Annotated in this window: 12 protein-coding genes; 8 read left to right on the top strand and 4 right to left on the bottom strand. The window is 65.2% G+C overall.

Features of this window, described 5'->3' with window-relative positions; genetic code table 11:
- Positions 1-2 precede the first annotated feature (2 nt).
- Positions 3-488: a DUF6644 family protein gene (locus RT697_RS04375; protein ID WP_313697154.1), complete on the top strand. Its 486-nt coding sequence runs from the start codon at positions 3-5 to the stop codon at positions 486-488.
- Between the two features lie 8 nt (positions 489-496).
- Here RT697_RS04375 and RT697_RS04370 read toward each other — a convergent pair whose 3' ends face one another.
- Positions 497-1,432 carry an SMP-30/gluconolactonase/LRE family protein gene (locus RT697_RS04370; protein ID WP_313697153.1) on the bottom strand — a complete coding sequence of 312 codons (936 nt, stop codon included), beginning with the start codon at positions 1,430-1,432 and terminating at the stop codon, positions 497-499.
- 139 nt (positions 1,433-1,571) lie between these two features.
- Complete coding sequence (locus RT697_RS04365) at positions 1,572-3,233, bottom strand: arylsulfatase (RefSeq protein ID WP_313697152.1); 1,662 nt, start codon at positions 3,231-3,233, stop codon at positions 1,572-1,574.
- Between the two features lie 416 nt (positions 3,234-3,649).
- On the opposite strand from RT697_RS04365, the gene RT697_RS04360 reads away from it, so the two are divergent.
- From RT697_RS04360 to RT697_RS04330, 7 genes are all read left to right on the top strand, one after another.
- Positions 3,650-4,972 carry a tetratricopeptide repeat protein gene (locus RT697_RS04360; protein ID WP_313697151.1) on the top strand — a complete coding sequence of 441 codons (1,323 nt, stop codon included), beginning with the start codon at positions 3,650-3,652 and terminating at the stop codon, positions 4,970-4,972.
- Between the two features lie 55 nt (positions 4,973-5,027).
- Positions 5,028-6,161, top strand: a complete 1,134-nt coding sequence (locus RT697_RS04355) for a formylglycine-generating enzyme family protein (RefSeq protein ID WP_313697150.1) — start codon at positions 5,028-5,030, stop codon at positions 6,159-6,161.
- Between the two features lie 59 nt (positions 6,162-6,220).
- On the top strand, positions 6,221-7,246 hold the full coding sequence (locus tag RT697_RS04350; RefSeq protein ID WP_409517397.1) for an HAD family hydrolase: 1,026 nt from the start codon (positions 6,221-6,223) through the stop codon (positions 7,244-7,246).
- A gap of 133 nt (positions 7,247-7,379) precedes the next feature.
- On the top strand, positions 7,380-7,880 hold the full coding sequence (locus RT697_RS04345; RefSeq protein WP_313697149.1) for a sigma-70 family RNA polymerase sigma factor: 501 nt from the start codon (positions 7,380-7,382) through the stop codon (positions 7,878-7,880).
- A 4-nt stretch (positions 7,881-7,884) separates the two neighbouring features.
- Positions 7,885-8,865 (top strand): FecR domain-containing protein, encoded by a 981-nt coding sequence (locus RT697_RS04340; protein ID WP_313697148.1) that lies wholly within the window; start codon positions 7,885-7,887, stop codon positions 8,863-8,865.
- A 106-nt stretch (positions 8,866-8,971) separates the two neighbouring features.
- Positions 8,972-11,368, top strand: a complete 2,397-nt coding sequence (locus RT697_RS04335; RefSeq protein WP_313697147.1) for a TonB-dependent siderophore receptor — start codon at positions 8,972-8,974, stop codon at positions 11,366-11,368.
- Complete coding sequence (locus tag RT697_RS04330; protein ID WP_313697146.1) at positions 11,368-12,534, top strand: PepSY-associated TM helix domain-containing protein; 1,167 nt, start codon at positions 11,368-11,370, stop codon at positions 12,532-12,534. Before RT697_RS04335 ends, RT697_RS04330 begins: the two co-directional genes overlap by 1 nt.
- 498 nt (positions 12,535-13,032) lie before the next feature.
- Here RT697_RS04330 and arsC read toward each other — a convergent pair whose 3' ends face one another.
- On the bottom strand, positions 13,033-13,464 hold the full coding sequence (arsC, locus tag RT697_RS04325) for an arsenate reductase (glutaredoxin) (RefSeq protein WP_313697145.1): 432 nt from the start codon (positions 13,462-13,464) through the stop codon (positions 13,033-13,035).
- 71 nt (positions 13,465-13,535) lie between these two features.
- Positions 13,536-14,615, bottom strand: coding sequence for an ACR3 family arsenite efflux transporter (arsB, locus tag RT697_RS04320; RefSeq protein WP_313697144.1), 1,080 nt, complete (start codon positions 14,613-14,615; stop codon positions 13,536-13,538).
- Positions 14,616-14,700 lie beyond the last annotated feature (85 nt).

Here is a 14,700-nt window from a genome sequence, read left to right as displayed (position 1 = left end):
GGATGCCTGAACTCCTGCGGCTCGCCCTCGAACAGCTTCAAAGCATGCCGCCGGCGCTGTGGCTGCGCCGGTCTGGCGTTCTCTACCTGCTGGTCAACGCCGCGCATATCGGCGCCATCGGTTTGCTGATCGGGTCCATCGTGCCGCTGGATCTGCGTTTGCTCGGCATCCTGAAGCCGACCTCGCTGGCCGTCCTGGCGCCGGTGCTGGCGCGCACCGCCGCAACGGGGTTGGCACTGGCGATCGTCACCGGCGCCTTGCTGTTTTCAGTGCGCCCGCAGGAATATCTGGAGAATCCCGCGTTCCTCGCGAAGATGGCGCTGCTGGCTGCGGGCGCACTCAATGCCTGGCTGGTGCACCGCGGCCGCGGGTGGGGCGGCATCGAAAACGGCAGCCCGCCGACCGGCACGCTTCGCGCGCAGGCAGGTGCGTCGCTCGCGCTTTGGCTCGGATGCCTGGTGGCAGGACGCTGGATCGGCTTTCTGTAGCGGCCTGTTCAGCAGTACGCGACGCCCTGCGCGTTCACATACAGCGCGAACAGGCATTGACCGGTCACCATGAACAGCCGGTTGCGGCGCGCGCCGCCAAAGCACAGGTTGGCGCACCGGTCGGGCAGGGCGATACGGCCGATGGCGGTGGCATCGGGTGCAAAGACCATCACGCCGCTTAGATCCGGTCCAGGTCCCCAGCCGGCCCAGAGATTGCCGTCGGTGTCGCAGCGGATGCCGTCCGGGATCGCGCCGACGCTTGCCTCGACAAACGTGCGCCCTTCATCCAACATGCCGTCATCCCCAACGCCGTAAACCAGGATGCGGTTTGGCGTAGATCCGTTATCGACGACATACAACAACCGTTCATCCGGCGAAAAACACAAGCCATTGGGATTGTGGATGCCCCGAACCACGACCTGCAGCTGCCCGGTGCCGGGGTCCAGCCGATAGACGTTGGTCGGCAGTTCCGGGTCGGCCTTGAAGCCTTCGTAGTTGCTCAGAATGCCGAACACCGGGTCGGAGAACCAGACCGATCCATCCCGCCGCACCACCACGTCATTCGGCGCATTCAGGCGTTTGCCCTCGAACCGGTCGGCCAGCAGCGTCAGCGTGCCATCGTACTCGGTCCGCACCACGCGCCTTTCGCCGTGTTCGCAACTGATGAGCCGGCCCTGGCGGTCCCGCGTGTTGCCGTTCGTGTAGCCGGACGGCTGGCGGTGCACCGATACCGCACCCGTTTCCTCGTCCCATCGCAAAAGGCGATTGTTGGGAATGTCGCTCCAGATGAGGCACCTGCCGTCTCCGAACCAGACCGGTCCTTCGCCGTACCGCACGCCCGTGGCCAGCCGTTCGATGCCGGCGTTGGTGAGCCGGATTTTGAAAAATCGGGGATCCAACACTTCGATGGCCGGATCGGGATAGCGTTCGCTGGGCTCCCACATGGGACCTCCTGAGGGCAGGCGGCAAGCTTGCCGGGATGGCATTGCCGCGTCCATCCGTCTGTTGCAGCAAGCCGCCTGCCTGGACGTGTCCCGCCTCCGCGCGGTTCACCTGAATCAGGCGAACCGCGGCGTGCCGGCGTCAGTTCCCGGTGGGCAATGAAAGCTTGAAGCCGTCCTTCGCCAGACTTTCGCGGATGTACTGGAACCGCTCGTAGCCGGACAGGGTCAGCGGTCCGTCATAGCCTTCGCTTTGCATCTTGCGGGGCGGGTAGTCGATATATGTCTTCATCAGCGGCGCGACGGCGTCGTTGATCATGACCATCGTCCAGGTCCGCTCCGTGACGTTGCTCATGAAGATGTCGTAACGCTCCTGCGGATCGGCCCACAGATCGAACACCTGGGGCACCGTCGCAACGTAGGACTCCGCGCCTTTCCAGCCCAGGTTTGTGTCCACGGCAAGCCCACCGGTGTGCGCGCCATCGTCGCCGCGCAGGTTGAACACCGCCTTGTAGTTGGCGACGCGCACCGCGCCCGGCGACAGCTCGTTCTCGGTGAAGTAGAACCACGACTTGCGGTCGCACTTGCCGGTGCCGAAGAAAACCGGCGACATGTCATAGCTGTCGAAGATGATCGGTTTGTTCTCGCGGTCGTTCGTGGGCAGCTTCACGCCCGCGATAGCGGCAAACGTCGCCATCAGATCCAGTCCGCCCACCAGGCTGTGATCCTTGGCGCCCGCCGCGATCTTGCCGGGCATCCACGCGATCGCGGGAACCCGGTTGCCGCCTTCGCGCACTGTCCCCTTTGTGCCGCGCAGCGGGGTGTAGCCCGCATCGGGATAGACGTCCTGCCAGGCGCCGTTGTCCGTCGTGTAGAACACCAGCGTGTTCTTGTCCAGGCCCAGTTCGCGGATCTTGTCCATGATGCGGCCGATGCGCGCGTCCAGTTCCACGACCGAGTCGGCGTACTTGCTCTTGGACATCGACTTGTGGATGTAGTCGGGATCCGGCATGTTGGGCTGGTGCACCTTCATGAAGTTGATGCTCATGAAGAACGGCTGCTCGGACTTGGCGTTGCGGTCCAGATAGTCCAGCGAGGCCTTTTCGACGTAGCGGTCAAAGAACGGAATCCCGACGACGCCTTCACGGCCGTTGACCATGGGCGTGTCGACGTATTGACCGTTGATCTTGAATTCCTCGCGCGGCTTTTCGCCGGCATTGCCGGACAACGCGCCCTTGGTGACGCGCTGGAACATCTCGCGCACGTCGGCGGGCATGTCCGGGAACCACGTGGGATCCGCGTACGTGTAGGCATTCAGGTGATAGAGGCCCGCGTACTTCATCTCGTCGTAGCCCTGGGCATTGGGCAGGGCGTAGTCGGCTTCGCCCAAGTGCCATTTGCCCGTGAAGAACGTCTTGTAGCCGGCGGTCTTCAGGACCGAACCGAGCGTCCATTCGGCCGCCGGCAAGCCCCCGCCCTGGCCTTGAAAGGCCACGGTGGTCATGCCGCTGCGATTGGGGATGCGGCCGGTCTGCATGGCGGCGCGGCCGGGTGTGCAACTGGGTTGCGCGTAGAACGAAAAGAAAGTCATGCCTTCGGAAGAGAGCCGGTCGATGTTGGGCGTTGGCATGCCGCGGCCGATGCCGCCGCCATACGCACCGATATCGCCGAGACCGGTGTCATCGGAGACGAGCAGGATGATGTTGGGTTTGCGCTGGTCTTGCGCGGAAGCGGGGGCACAGATTGCCGCTCCCGCGAGGAAAAGTGCTGCGGCACCGCAAGTGAGCGTTCGTTTGGTCGCCATTTTCAACTCCGTTGTGTGAGAGTGAAATCAACCGCACGAAGCTGCACACCGTGCGGTTCACATTGGCCTACGTACTTGGGGGTGTTCAATCCGGGACGCGGAGTCCGGGACGCGGAGTCCGGGACGCGGAGTCCGGGACGCGGAGTCCGATGTGCATCGTCCGCGGGGTTTGAACTGCAATAATTTTCATCTTCCTTTCCCGCCTGTCAACGGGATTCTGCGGTGCGCGCGCATTCATCCGCCGCGCTGGTCAACACGGACCGGCGCGGCGGCATCACGCGTTGTGACCGCGTCTGTCCATGACCGTACCCGCATGCCCGGTGCAGTCGCACTAGCGCAGTTGCGTTTTGCCGGCACGGGACTTCCGTGCTTATATTTCCAAAGCCCGTCGCGGGCCGGCCCTTTGGGAGATCGCCATGGCGCTGAGCGATGTGCGGGGCAATCCCGTTTCCACTGATGAACCGGTGTCAATGGCCGCCTACGAGCAGGCGCAAAGCCTGTTCCACGGCTATTACGGCGCCCCCCTTGGCGTCATCGACAAGGCGTTGGCCGAGGATCCCGTCTTCGTCATGGGCCACCTGCTGCGCGCGGGCATGATGATCACCGCCAGCGACAAGTGCGTCGAGCCGCTGCTGCGCGAAAGCGTGGAGGCCGCCGAAGAACTTTTCGATATCGCCAATGATCGCGAACGCCGCCACACCGCCGCGGCGCGCGCCTGGCTCGACGGCAATTTCTCTACCGCACTACGGCGCTACGCCGACATCCTGGCCGATTACCCGCACGACACGCTGGCGCTGCAGGTGGGTCACATCGGCGACTTCCTGCTGGGCCGTTCGGCCATGCTGCGCGACCGCGTGGCCGGCATCCTGCCCGCCTGGAACTGCAAGATGCCCGACTACGGTTACGTGCTCGGCATGCATGCCTTCGGGCTGGAAGAGACCAATCTCTACAGCGCAGCCGAAACACAGGGCCGCCGCGCACTGGATCTGAACCCGCGCGACCCGTGGGCCGTGCACGCGGTGGCCCACGTCCTGGAAATGCAGGGCAGGGTGGACGAGGGCATCGCCTGGCTGACTGGCCGCCGCGACGACTGGTCCAGCGATAACATGCTGTCCATCCACAACTGGTGGCACCTGGCCCTGTTTCACCTGGACCGCGAGGACATGGCCGAAGTGCTCGCCATGTACGACGACCGCCTGCGCGAAACGTCCACCGGGCAGGTGCTTGATCTTATCGATGCGTCGGCCATGCTGTGGCGTCTGTTGCTGCGTGGCGTCGACGTCGAGTGGCGGTGGAGGCAGCTTGCCGAAGTCTGGCAGGCGCGCGGCGGCACGGGCTATTACGCCTTCAACGACGTGCATGCCCTGATGGCCTACCTGGGCGCCGGCGACAGCGCCGCGGCACAGACGCTGATCGAATCCATGGAAGCCGCCGCGCAGGGCGCGGGGACCAACGCGATGATGACGCGCGACGTGGGGCTGCCGGTGGCGCACGCGCTGGTGGCCTTCGCCCGCAAAGACTACGGGCTGACCGTGGATCTGCTGCGGGACGTGCGCCTCATCGCGCACCGGTTCGGGGGCAGCCACGCCCAGCGTGACGTGTTGGCGCTGACGCTGGTCGAGGCGGCGCTGCGTAACGGCGCGCGTTCGATCGCAAAGGTGCTGACCGCCGAACGCATGGGTCTCAAACCCAATAGCGAGGGCAACCGCAAGCTGGCCTCGCGGGCCGCGGCGCTATAACGGATTCAAAAGCTACGCCTGCATTGCGAAAGGATTCTCTTCAAGGAGAACGCGCATGAAAAAGCACGCGAAGATTGGTTTGGCGGTGGTGGTGGTACTGGGCGCGATCGGCGCCTATGTTGCGGTTTCTGCGCCGCCGGCGGGTCAGCCCGTCATCACGCTGGGCGACGGCAAGCAGGGTCCAGCGGCGATGGCCTGGATTCCCGGCCATGAATTCCTCATGGGCAACGACCACCAGATGTCGCAGCCCAACGAGCGCCCGGCGCACAAGGTGCGCGTCAGCGGGTTCTGGATGGACGTGCACGACGTCACCAACGCGCAATTCCGCCACTTCGTCGAGGCGACCGGTTATGTGACGACCGCCGAGCAAAAGCCACGCTGGGAAGACCTGCGCGTCCAGCTTCCGGCAGGCACGCCCCGTCCTGACGACAGCGCCTTGCAGGCGGGCGCCATGGTGTTTGTGGGCACCGAGACCGAGGTTTCGTTGCGTGACTATTCCCGATGGTGGCGCTTTGTTCCCGGTGCGGACTGGCGGCATCCCGAGGGGCCCGGCAGCAATATCGACGGCAAGGACGATCACCCGGTCGTGCAGGTGTCTTACGAAGACGCGCAAGCCTACGCTAGATGGGCGGGCAAGCGGCTCCCCACCGAGGCCGAATGGGAATTCGCTGCGCGCGGCGGACTGGAGCAGGCCACCTATACCTGGGGAAACGAACTGCTGCCGCAGGGCAAGGCCATGGCCAACATCTGGGACACCCAACAGCCGCAGCCGTTTCCCGTCGTCAAGGATGAAAAGGTGCAGGTCGGCACCACGCCCGTCGGCAGCTTTGCGCCCAACGGTTATGGCCTGTACGACATGGCGGGAAACGTCTGGCAATGGACGTCCGACTGGTATCGCGCGGACGCCTTCACGTTTCAGGCGCAATACCGCCAGCCGCCGCAGGACCCGGTCGGCCCGGCCGACAGTTTCGATCCCGATGACGGCGCCACCCCCGTGTCTGCGCCCAAGCGCGTCACCCGTGGCGGATCCTTTCTGTGCAGCGACACGTACTGCATCAGCTACCGCAACAGCGCCCGGCGCGGCACGGATCCGCTCAATCCCATGTCGCATATCGGCTTTCGCACCGTCATGACGCCGCAGCAGTGGAAGGCGGCGCAAGCGTCCCAAGGCAGCATCGCCAGCCGTTGATGCATGACGGCGTCCAAATGGTGTCACCACCGCGCCATGCGTGCGCACGGGAGATCGTCATGCAGCCTTCGACTCAACAACCCTCCATGCGGCGGCTGGCCTGGATGTGGCTCTGCATCCTGTGCCTGCTGGCCGGGTGCGCTGCGTCAGACCGCCAGAAGCAGGCGGAGCTGGCGTCCTGGACCGACGGGCCATCCCGCGTGGCCATCGTCGCGTTCGTGAAGGCGGTCACTGAACCGGGCAGCCCGGATTTCGTGGCCGAGGAGGATCGCATTGCGGTCTTCGACAACGACGGCACGCTGTGGAGCGAGAAGCCGATCTACTTCCAGGTGATGTTCTCGATGGACGAGGTGCACGCGCTGGCGCCATCGCATCCGGACTGGGCCACGCGCCAGCCTTTCATGGCCGTGCTGCAGAACGATCATGAGGCGGTGGCCAAATCCGGCGAACGCGGCATGATGGAAATTGTGATGGCGACCAACACCGGCATGCCCGTCGCGCAGTTCACCCCACGCGTCGACCACTGGCTGCAAACCGCGCGCCATCCGCGCACCAAGCTGCCGTACGACAGCATGACGTACGTGCCGATGCGGGAGTTACTGGATTACCTGCGCGCGCGCGGCTTCAAGACCTACGTCGTGTCGGGCGGCGAAACCGAGTTCATGCGGGCCTGGACGCAGAAGGCCTATGGCATCCCGCCGGAACAGGTCATCGGCACTGCGTTCGGCAGCGAGTTCGTGGCAAGCGGCAGCGGCTACGAGCTGATGCGGTTGCCGAAACTGGATTTCAACGACGACGGCCCCGGCAAACCCGTGGCCATCCAGCGCCATATCGGCAAGCGCCCCATCATGGCCTTCGGTAACTCGGACGGCGACCTGCAGATGCTGCAATGGACCACCGCCGGGCCGGGCAAGCGCTTCGGCGGCATCGTTCACCACACCGACGCCAAACGCGAATGGGCCTATGACCGCGATTCGAGCGTCGGCCGGCTGGACAAGGCCCTGGACGCGGCGCCGGCCAACGGATGGACGGTGGTCGACATGGAGAAGGAGTGGAAGCGGATTTATGCGCAAGACTGGCAGTGACTGAGGGGTGACGCCACGCCGCAATACATGTTGCGAACAATTCTTGGTATCATTTGGCGGTTCTCGCCGCCTGAGCCCACTCCGGCCAGGCGGCTTTTCTGTGTCATCGCGCTGCCTGCCGGGGCGTTTGAGCATGTCCAAACCCCTCCAGCCGCTCCAGCTTCTCTGCGAAACCCATTACGAATGGCTCTGCCAATGGTGGCGGCGTCAGCTCGGCCACGCCGACGAGGCCTCGGATTTCGCCCACGACACGTTTCTGCGCGTCCTGCGCAATCCCGAAGAAGTCCGCACGCTGCGGCAGCCCCGCGCTTACCTGACCACCATCGCCCGCGGACTGCTGAACGACCATTGGCGCCGCCGGTCGCTCGAGCGCGCCTGGCTGCAGGCCGTAGCCGAGATTCCGCCCGAGATGGAGGCGTCGCCAGAGATGCTGTTGGGCGTGCAGCAGGCGCTGCAACAGCTGGACCGCATGCTGGCCAACCTGGCGCCGCAGGCGCGCGAAGTGTTCGTGCTGTCGCAACTGGAAGGCCTGACCTACGCCGAAATCGCGGCGCGCACCGGCCTTAGCGACCGCACGGTGAAGCGGTACATGGCGCAGGGCTTCGAGGTCTGCCTGACCTTGCTGGAGCATTGATTCCATGGCCGCCACCGACTCCAAGCCCCTGGACGCCGCGATCATCCGCGAGGCCGCACGCTGGCTGGTGCGGCTGCACTCGGGCGAGGCGGGGCCTGCGGATCATGCCGCCTTCGAACGCTGGCGCGCGGGCAGTCCGGATCGCGAGCTCGCCTGGCAACGGGCGCAGCGCCTGACCCAACAGTTCAACGCCGTGCCGGCCGCGCTGGGTGTGCCGCTGCTGACGCGCGAGCCGCGAGTCAGCCGGCGCACGGTGTTGCGTACGCTGGCGGCCGTGGGTTTCGCGGCGCCGGCCGCGGCATGGCTGGGCTACCACGTCGACAACCGGCAGGCGGGCGCGTATCGCACGGCAGTGGGCGAAAACCATGACCTGATGTTGGCCGACGGCAGCCAGGTGCTGCTCAATACCGATACCGGGATGGACGTGCGCTATTCCGACACGACCCGCGTGGTGCAGTTGCGGGCCGGCGAAGTCTATGTGCGTACGGCGTCGGACAGGGCGGCCCGGCCGTTTTACGTCGAGACGCCGCAGGGACGTCTGCAAGCCCTGGGCACGCGATTTGTCGTCCGGCAACTCGACGGCCGCGACGCCATGACCGAATTGACGGTGCTCGAGCATCGGGTCGCTGTGACGCTTGCGGCCGGCGGTTCCTCGCGGGTTTTCAACGCGGGCGAATCCGTCCGCTTCACGGCGCAGGCATTTCTTCCTGCTGTCTCCCGGGCTGACAGCCCGTCGCCGTCCGGCGCCGCGCCGGGGTGGACGCGCGGTGTGATCGAAGCCGACAACATGCGGCTGGACGCATTGCTCGCTGAAGTGTCCCGCTATCGGCGGGGTGTCGTCCGATGCGATCCGGCGGTGGCGAGCCTGCGCGTGTCCGGGGTGTTCCGCCTGCAGGACACGGATGCGCTGCTGGCTGTCGTGGCGAATACCCTTGATCTGCGCGTGGTGACGCGGACTTCGTACTGGGTGACGCTGGCCAGATAATCCGGCTGGTTTCACTTAATTACAATTACGTCGATTCCCGCGTGTCCCTTTTGTCCCAGCTCATCCGGCATACCGCGCATTGATGACCTGAACGGGATGTGAACACGTGGCACTTCAAAACCCATCGCCCGCGCGCGCCGCAACGCGCGTCCTGCGCCTCGCCGCACTGAGCCTGAGCCTGACCGCCGCCTTTGGCGCGTCGTCGTCCGCAGTTGCCCAACCGGTGCAGCAAGCCGGGGCGCAGGACTACCGCATTCCCGCCGGTCCGATGGATCAGGCGCTTTCCGCCTTCGCCAAGGCGGGGGGCATTACGGTGTCGTTCCGTCCGGAAGACACCGGCGGCCTGACGACGCAGGGGCTGTACGGCAACTACGGCGTGGACGCCGGTCTGACAAAGCTGCTGGCTGGCACCGGCCTTGTCGTCGAGGCGCAGGGCGGGCAGGGCTATGTCGTGCGCGCGGCGGCGTCCGCTGCAAAGCCTTCGGCGCAGGCCGCCGTGCCCGCCGCCAGCGCCAGCACGCTGGAATCCATCCAGGTCAGCGGCGACTGGCTGGGCACCGGCCTTGAAAACAGCGTGCAGACCTTCGGCGGCGCACGCACGCTTCTGCGGCGCGACGAAATCCAGAACAGCGGCGCCACCAGCGTGGCGGATGCGTTGCGCCGCGTGCCCGGCGTGCAGATCAGCGGCAGCACCAGCGCCACGGGCAGTTCGGTGGGGTTGCATGTCGGCATCCGGGGCCTGAACCCCCGCAACTCGTTCCGCACGACGATGCTGCTGGACGGCATCCCGATGGCGATGGCGCCTTACGGGCAACCGAACCTGGTGATGTCGCCGACCAGCCTGGGCAACATCGAGGCGATCGATGTGGTGCGCGGTGGCGGGGCGGTGCGTTATGGTCCGCAGAACGTGGGCGGCGTCATCAACTTCAAGACCCGCGCGATTCCCAACACGTCGGGCCTGACCGCGGAAGCCTCGGCCCGCTACAACATCTTCAGCCACGGCGGCGCCAATACCCAATACACCGGCTTTCTGGGCACGCAGTTCGACAACGGCCTGGGCGTGGCGCTGATGTATTCCGGCATGGACGGCGAACAATGGCGCGACGGCAGCGACGACCGCTACAACGACGTGGCATTGAAATGGCGCTTTGCGCTGACGCCGACATCCGAGATCTACGGCAAGTTCGCGCATTACGACGTCAAATCCATGACGCCCGGCGGCCTGACGGTCGCGCAGTATCGGGACGATCCCTTTCAGAACACGCACCCGACCGATTACTGGAAAGGGCAGCGGGATCAGGTCGATATCGGCTATCTGAACTCGATATCCGACACGCAGGAGTTCGAGGCGCGCGTCTATCACTACGACAGCTCGCGCCAGAGTTCGCTGATCAATCCGGCCGCGAACCGCAACGACTACCAGCCGCGCAACAACCAGGTCCTGGGCATCGAACCGCGTTACACGCAGCGCATCGAATGGGGGCCGACGGCGCACGACGTGACGATCGGCTACCGGTACATCCACGAAACCGGCCAGGACCGGCGCTATTCCGAGTCGCTGACGACCGGGCAGCGTGTGGGCGTGCGGCAGGTCTTCGACAACGAGACCGAGGCGCACTCCGTGTACCTGGACGATCGCATTGCCTACGGCAACTGGCGCATCACGCCGGGCGTTCGCTACGAGCGCATCGACACGCACCGCCAGCCGAGCGGCACCGCCAACGACACGCCGTTCGACATGCGCAACAGCCGCGGGCTGCCGTCGCTGAACGTCGCGTACCTGGTCAGTGACGCACTGACGCTCTACACCAACTACAACACCTCGTTCGGCGCGGTCCAGTACACGCAGCTGAACTCGATGTCGGCGACCAATCCGCTGAACCCCGAGATTGCGAAGACGGTCGAGGCGGGCCTGCGCTACACCGGCGAGCAACTGCACACGGAGTTCACCGTGTTCGACCTGCGTTTCGACAACCAGATCCTGTCGATTCCCGGCACGAACCCAGCCGTCTTCCGCAACCTGGGCGCCACGACGCACAACGGCGTCGAGTTCGCCATCGACTACGACTTTGACCGCTCCGGCCCGCTTGCCGGCCTGAATGTCTACGCCAACTACACGTACGTGCGCGCCATTCAGAAGTCGGGGGAGTTCGAGGGCAACGACGTGCCGTTCTATTCGCGCCAGACCGGCACGGTGGGCGGCCGGTACACGCGCAACAACTGGACGTTCAACCTGTTCACGACGGCGCAGAGCGGTCAGTACTCGGATACCGCCAACTCGGGGCCTGAGAATGCGGATGCGACCGACGGCCGTGTGCCGGGCTTCAGCGTCTGGAACACGCAACTGGCGTACAAGATCCCGCAATGGCGCGGCAGCGAGTTGGCGGTGGGGGTGAACAACCTATTTGATCGCCGCTATTACACGCGCAACGTCGACACCAACGGCGGCCGCATGGTGGGCGCGCCGCGCATGGTCTACCTGCAAGCGCGACTGGCGTATTGATGCCTCGGCGCGTCTGGCTGGCCTGCCATCGCTGGGTCGCGCTCATCCTGGGCGGGATCCTGATCCTGTCCGGACTGACGGGCGGCTTGCTCGTGGCGGCGCGGCCGCTGGACCGGCTGTTGCATCCGGAATATTTCGTTGTGGAAAGCGGGGCTGGTGACACTGCTGTACCGCTGGAAAGCGTGCGGCGCAGTTTGGCGGAGGCGTTCGGCCCGGATGCGTCGTTGACGTTCGATCCGCCCGATAAGGCGGGTGACACGTTGCAGGTACGAGTGCGCGGCGGCTGGCGCGGCACTGTCTATCTGGATCCGTCGACTGGCCGGGAGCAAGGGAGGCGGGCGGAGAACGAAGGCGTTGCCGCCGTCCTCTATCAGTTGCACAGCGCGTTGATGCTGGGACAGATGGGCAAGGCGGTGCTGGCGTGGGTCGCGTTGGCTTATTTGGTGTTGATGGTGTCTGGGCTGGTGATCTGGTGGCCGCGCAAATGGCCGCCTTCGCTGCGCATGGTGTTCGATAAGGGAACGTTGCGGGCGTTATTTGATGTGCATCGCCAGGGCGGGGCGATTCTGGCGGTTTTCTTGGCGGTGTCGGTGGCGACGGGGGCTTATCTCGCGTGGCGTCCGATTGGTGGCTGGATCACGGCGGCCAGCGGGCAGGCTCGGGTGGTGGCGCCGAAGCTGCCGGGGCTCGTGGCTGGAATGGCGGCGTTGCAGACTGGAATGCCGCGGCCGCCAGCGGGAATGCCGCTTATGCAGGCTGGAATGCTTCAGCTGCCAACCCTGGACGCGCTTGCCGCCGCAGCGCGAGCGACGTTTCCGGACGGCGAGGTTGGTTTCATTCTCTACACCCCGCGCCTTGATCGGCCCCTGGCCATCCGCATGCGCGTCCCCGACGATCCGCATCCCAACGGCCGGTCCACCGTGTGGGTAGACCCACGTGACGGCCGTGTCCTGGCTGCACATCGCTGGAACGAATTGGATCCCGGCACGCGGATCAACTCGGTGATCTATCCGTTGCATACCGGGGAACTTGGCGGGCCCGCAGGTGAGGCTATCGTGGCGGTGCTGGGGCTGGGGTTGGGCGCGCTGGGGGTTAGCGGGTTGTGGCTGTGGTGGCGGAGGAGGTCATTGCGGCGGCAGCGGACGCCTGCGGGCCTTGGTGTCTGACACTGGCCTCGTGGGGGTAGTCTCCGTAGGTCGCCCGACGCCGCGGTCACCGTGGGCACGATCGCCCACGATTGCGGTCCGGAGCCTTCGCTCCGGACTGGCCTAGGCGGCCCCCCCCGTTGTCATCCTCGTCCGCCTTCGGCTCCCTACGGATTCCCTCGGGCGCATCGACGGCGCTCGCGCCCACGGCGACCGCGACGCCGTGCTGCTAGGGTCTTTGGTTCGTGGCGCTGTAAGACCTGTGGTCACGGGAGGGGATTTGCGGGGCCGCCGATTGCTGCCGCCCGGGCGGCGGCAATCGGCATCGGGCCGTTGGGACGTCGTCGACCTTGGTGTCTGACACCTGAATCAGTCTTACGGATCGGTCGTCGACCTCGGTGTCTGACACCCTCTGAGACGTCGCTGCGAGTTGGCGTTCATCTCCCCAGGGTGTCAGACACCCGCCGCTAGTTTGCAAAGCCGCCTACCCCCGGCCTCCAGGACGTCGGACGCCTTCAACTAAACACCGTGGACTCGATTGCCATTCACATCAATCACCGGCTCGCCATCTTCCTTGTTGAAGGCGCCTTGTTGCGCTGAGGGCAGAATTTCCAGGACCGCTTCCGACGGCCGGCAAAGGCGGGTGCCCAGCGGCGTTACCACGATGGGGCGGTTGATGAGGATCGGGTGTTGGAGCATGAAACCGATCAGTTGCTCATCCGTCCATGTTGGATCCGACAATCCCAGTTCGTCGTAAGGCGTGCCCTTTTGCCGAAGCACGTCGCGCACCGGCATCCTCATGGCGGCGATCAACGACTTCAGTGTCGCAGCGTCGGGAGGCGTCTTCAGGTATTCGACGATGATGGGTTCTTCGCCGCTGTTGCGGATGAGCGCAAGGACATTGCGGGAAGTCCCGCAAGCAGGGTTGTGATAGATCGTGATTGAACTCATGGCATGCCCCAGTGGGCGCTGTAAAAAATCCATGTCGCCGGCAACCGCGAATGCGCTTTGCCGACGCAGCGTCAGTGGCGCGCGGCGCCGGCTTCGTACCAGCCCTTGCTTTGATTCACGATCCGCACGACAAGCAGCATGACGGGCACCTCGATCAGCACGCCGACCACGGTGGCCAGCGCCGCGCCGGACTGGAAGCCGAACAGGCTGATGGCGGCCGCGACGGCGAGTTCGAAGAAGTTGGATGCGCCGATCAGCGCCGACGGGCAGGCAATGCTGTGCTTTTCCCCGACGCGGCGATTGAGCCAATAGGCCAGGCCGGAATTGAAGAAGACCTGGATGAGAATGGGCACGGCCAGCATTGCGATCACCAGGGGCTGGCCGATGATGGCTTCGCCCTGAAACGCGAACAGCAGCACCAGCGTCAGCAGCAGGGCGGCCATCGAGAACGGACCGATCCGTGCCAACGCGGCATCGAACGCCGCCTGACCGCGCCGCAGCAATGCGCGGCGCCACACCTGCGCCAGGATGACCGGCACCACGATGTACAGCCCCACGGAAACTAGCAACGTGTCCCACGGCACGCTGATGGCCGACAGGCCGAGCAGCAGCCCGACCACCGGCGCGAAGGCAAACACCATGATCGTGTCGTTCAACGCCACCTGAGACAGGGTGAAAACCGGATCCCCGCCCGTCAGCCGGCTCCAGACGAACACCATTGCCGTGCACGGGGCGGCGGCAAGCAAGATCAGGCCGGCGATGTAGCTGTCGAGCTGGTCCGGCGGCAGCCATGCGGCGAAAACGTGCCGGATGAACAGCCAGCCCAGAAAAGCCATCGAGAAGGGCTTGACCGCCCAATTGATGAACAGCGTCACGCCGATGCCGCGCCAGTGCTGTTTCACCTGACCCAGCGCGCCAAAATCTACCTTCAGCAGCATCGGGATGATCATCACCCAGATGAGAATGCCGACCGGCAGATTGACCTGCGCGACTTCCATGCGACCGATGGCCTGGAATACGCCCGGGGCCGCCTGGCCCAAGGCCACGCCCAGCACGATGCAGAGAACGACCCACAGGGTGAGATAGCGCTCGAAGACGTTCATCGGCGGGCGCTGGGGCGGCGCGAGTGCGGTGGGTGCGGTGGAGGGCATCGGCGTTTTTTCAGGGAAGGCGGGGGGTTGGTCTGCCGGCGTGACGTCGCCCGATCAGGAGAGACGCAAAGCCGGAAGCGGTCGG

Source organism: Achromobacter sp., assembly GCF_032113835.1.
In the GTDB taxonomy this organism is placed as follows: domain Bacteria; phylum Pseudomonadota; class Gammaproteobacteria; order Burkholderiales; family Burkholderiaceae_B; genus Achromobacter.
The sequence above is the reverse complement of the archived record's forward strand: the minus strand, read 5'-3'. Positions and strand labels throughout refer to the sequence as shown.

Coding starts and splice junctions, on each gene's coding strand:
- RT697_RS04375 (WP_313697154.1), top strand. CDS start 3: ATGCCTGAACTCCTGCGGCTCGCCCTCGAACAGCTTCAAAGCATGCCG.
- RT697_RS04370 (WP_313697153.1), bottom strand. CDS start 1,432: ATGTGGGAGCCCAGCGAACGCTATCCCGATCCGGCCATCGAAGTGTTG.
- RT697_RS04365 (WP_313697152.1), bottom strand. CDS start 3,233: ATGGCGACCAAACGAACGCTCACTTGCGGTGCCGCAGCACTTTTCCTC.
- RT697_RS04360 (WP_313697151.1), top strand. CDS start 3,650: ATGGCGCTGAGCGATGTGCGGGGCAATCCCGTTTCCACTGATGAACCG.
- RT697_RS04355 (WP_313697150.1), top strand. CDS start 5,028: ATGAAAAAGCACGCGAAGATTGGTTTGGCGGTGGTGGTGGTACTGGGC.
- RT697_RS04350 (WP_409517397.1), top strand. CDS start 6,221: ATGCAGCCTTCGACTCAACAACCCTCCATGCGGCGGCTGGCCTGGATG.
- RT697_RS04345 (WP_313697149.1), top strand. CDS start 7,380: ATGTCCAAACCCCTCCAGCCGCTCCAGCTTCTCTGCGAAACCCATTAC.
- RT697_RS04340 (WP_313697148.1), top strand. CDS start 7,885: ATGGCCGCCACCGACTCCAAGCCCCTGGACGCCGCGATCATCCGCGAG.
- RT697_RS04330 (WP_313697146.1), top strand. CDS start 11,368: ATGCCTCGGCGCGTCTGGCTGGCCTGCCATCGCTGGGTCGCGCTCATC.
- arsC (WP_313697145.1), bottom strand. CDS start 13,464: ATGAGTTCAATCACGATCTATCACAACCCTGCTTGCGGGACTTCCCGC.
- arsB (WP_313697144.1), bottom strand. CDS start 14,615: ATGCCCTCCACCGCACCCACCGCACTCGCGCCGCCCCAGCGCCCGCCG.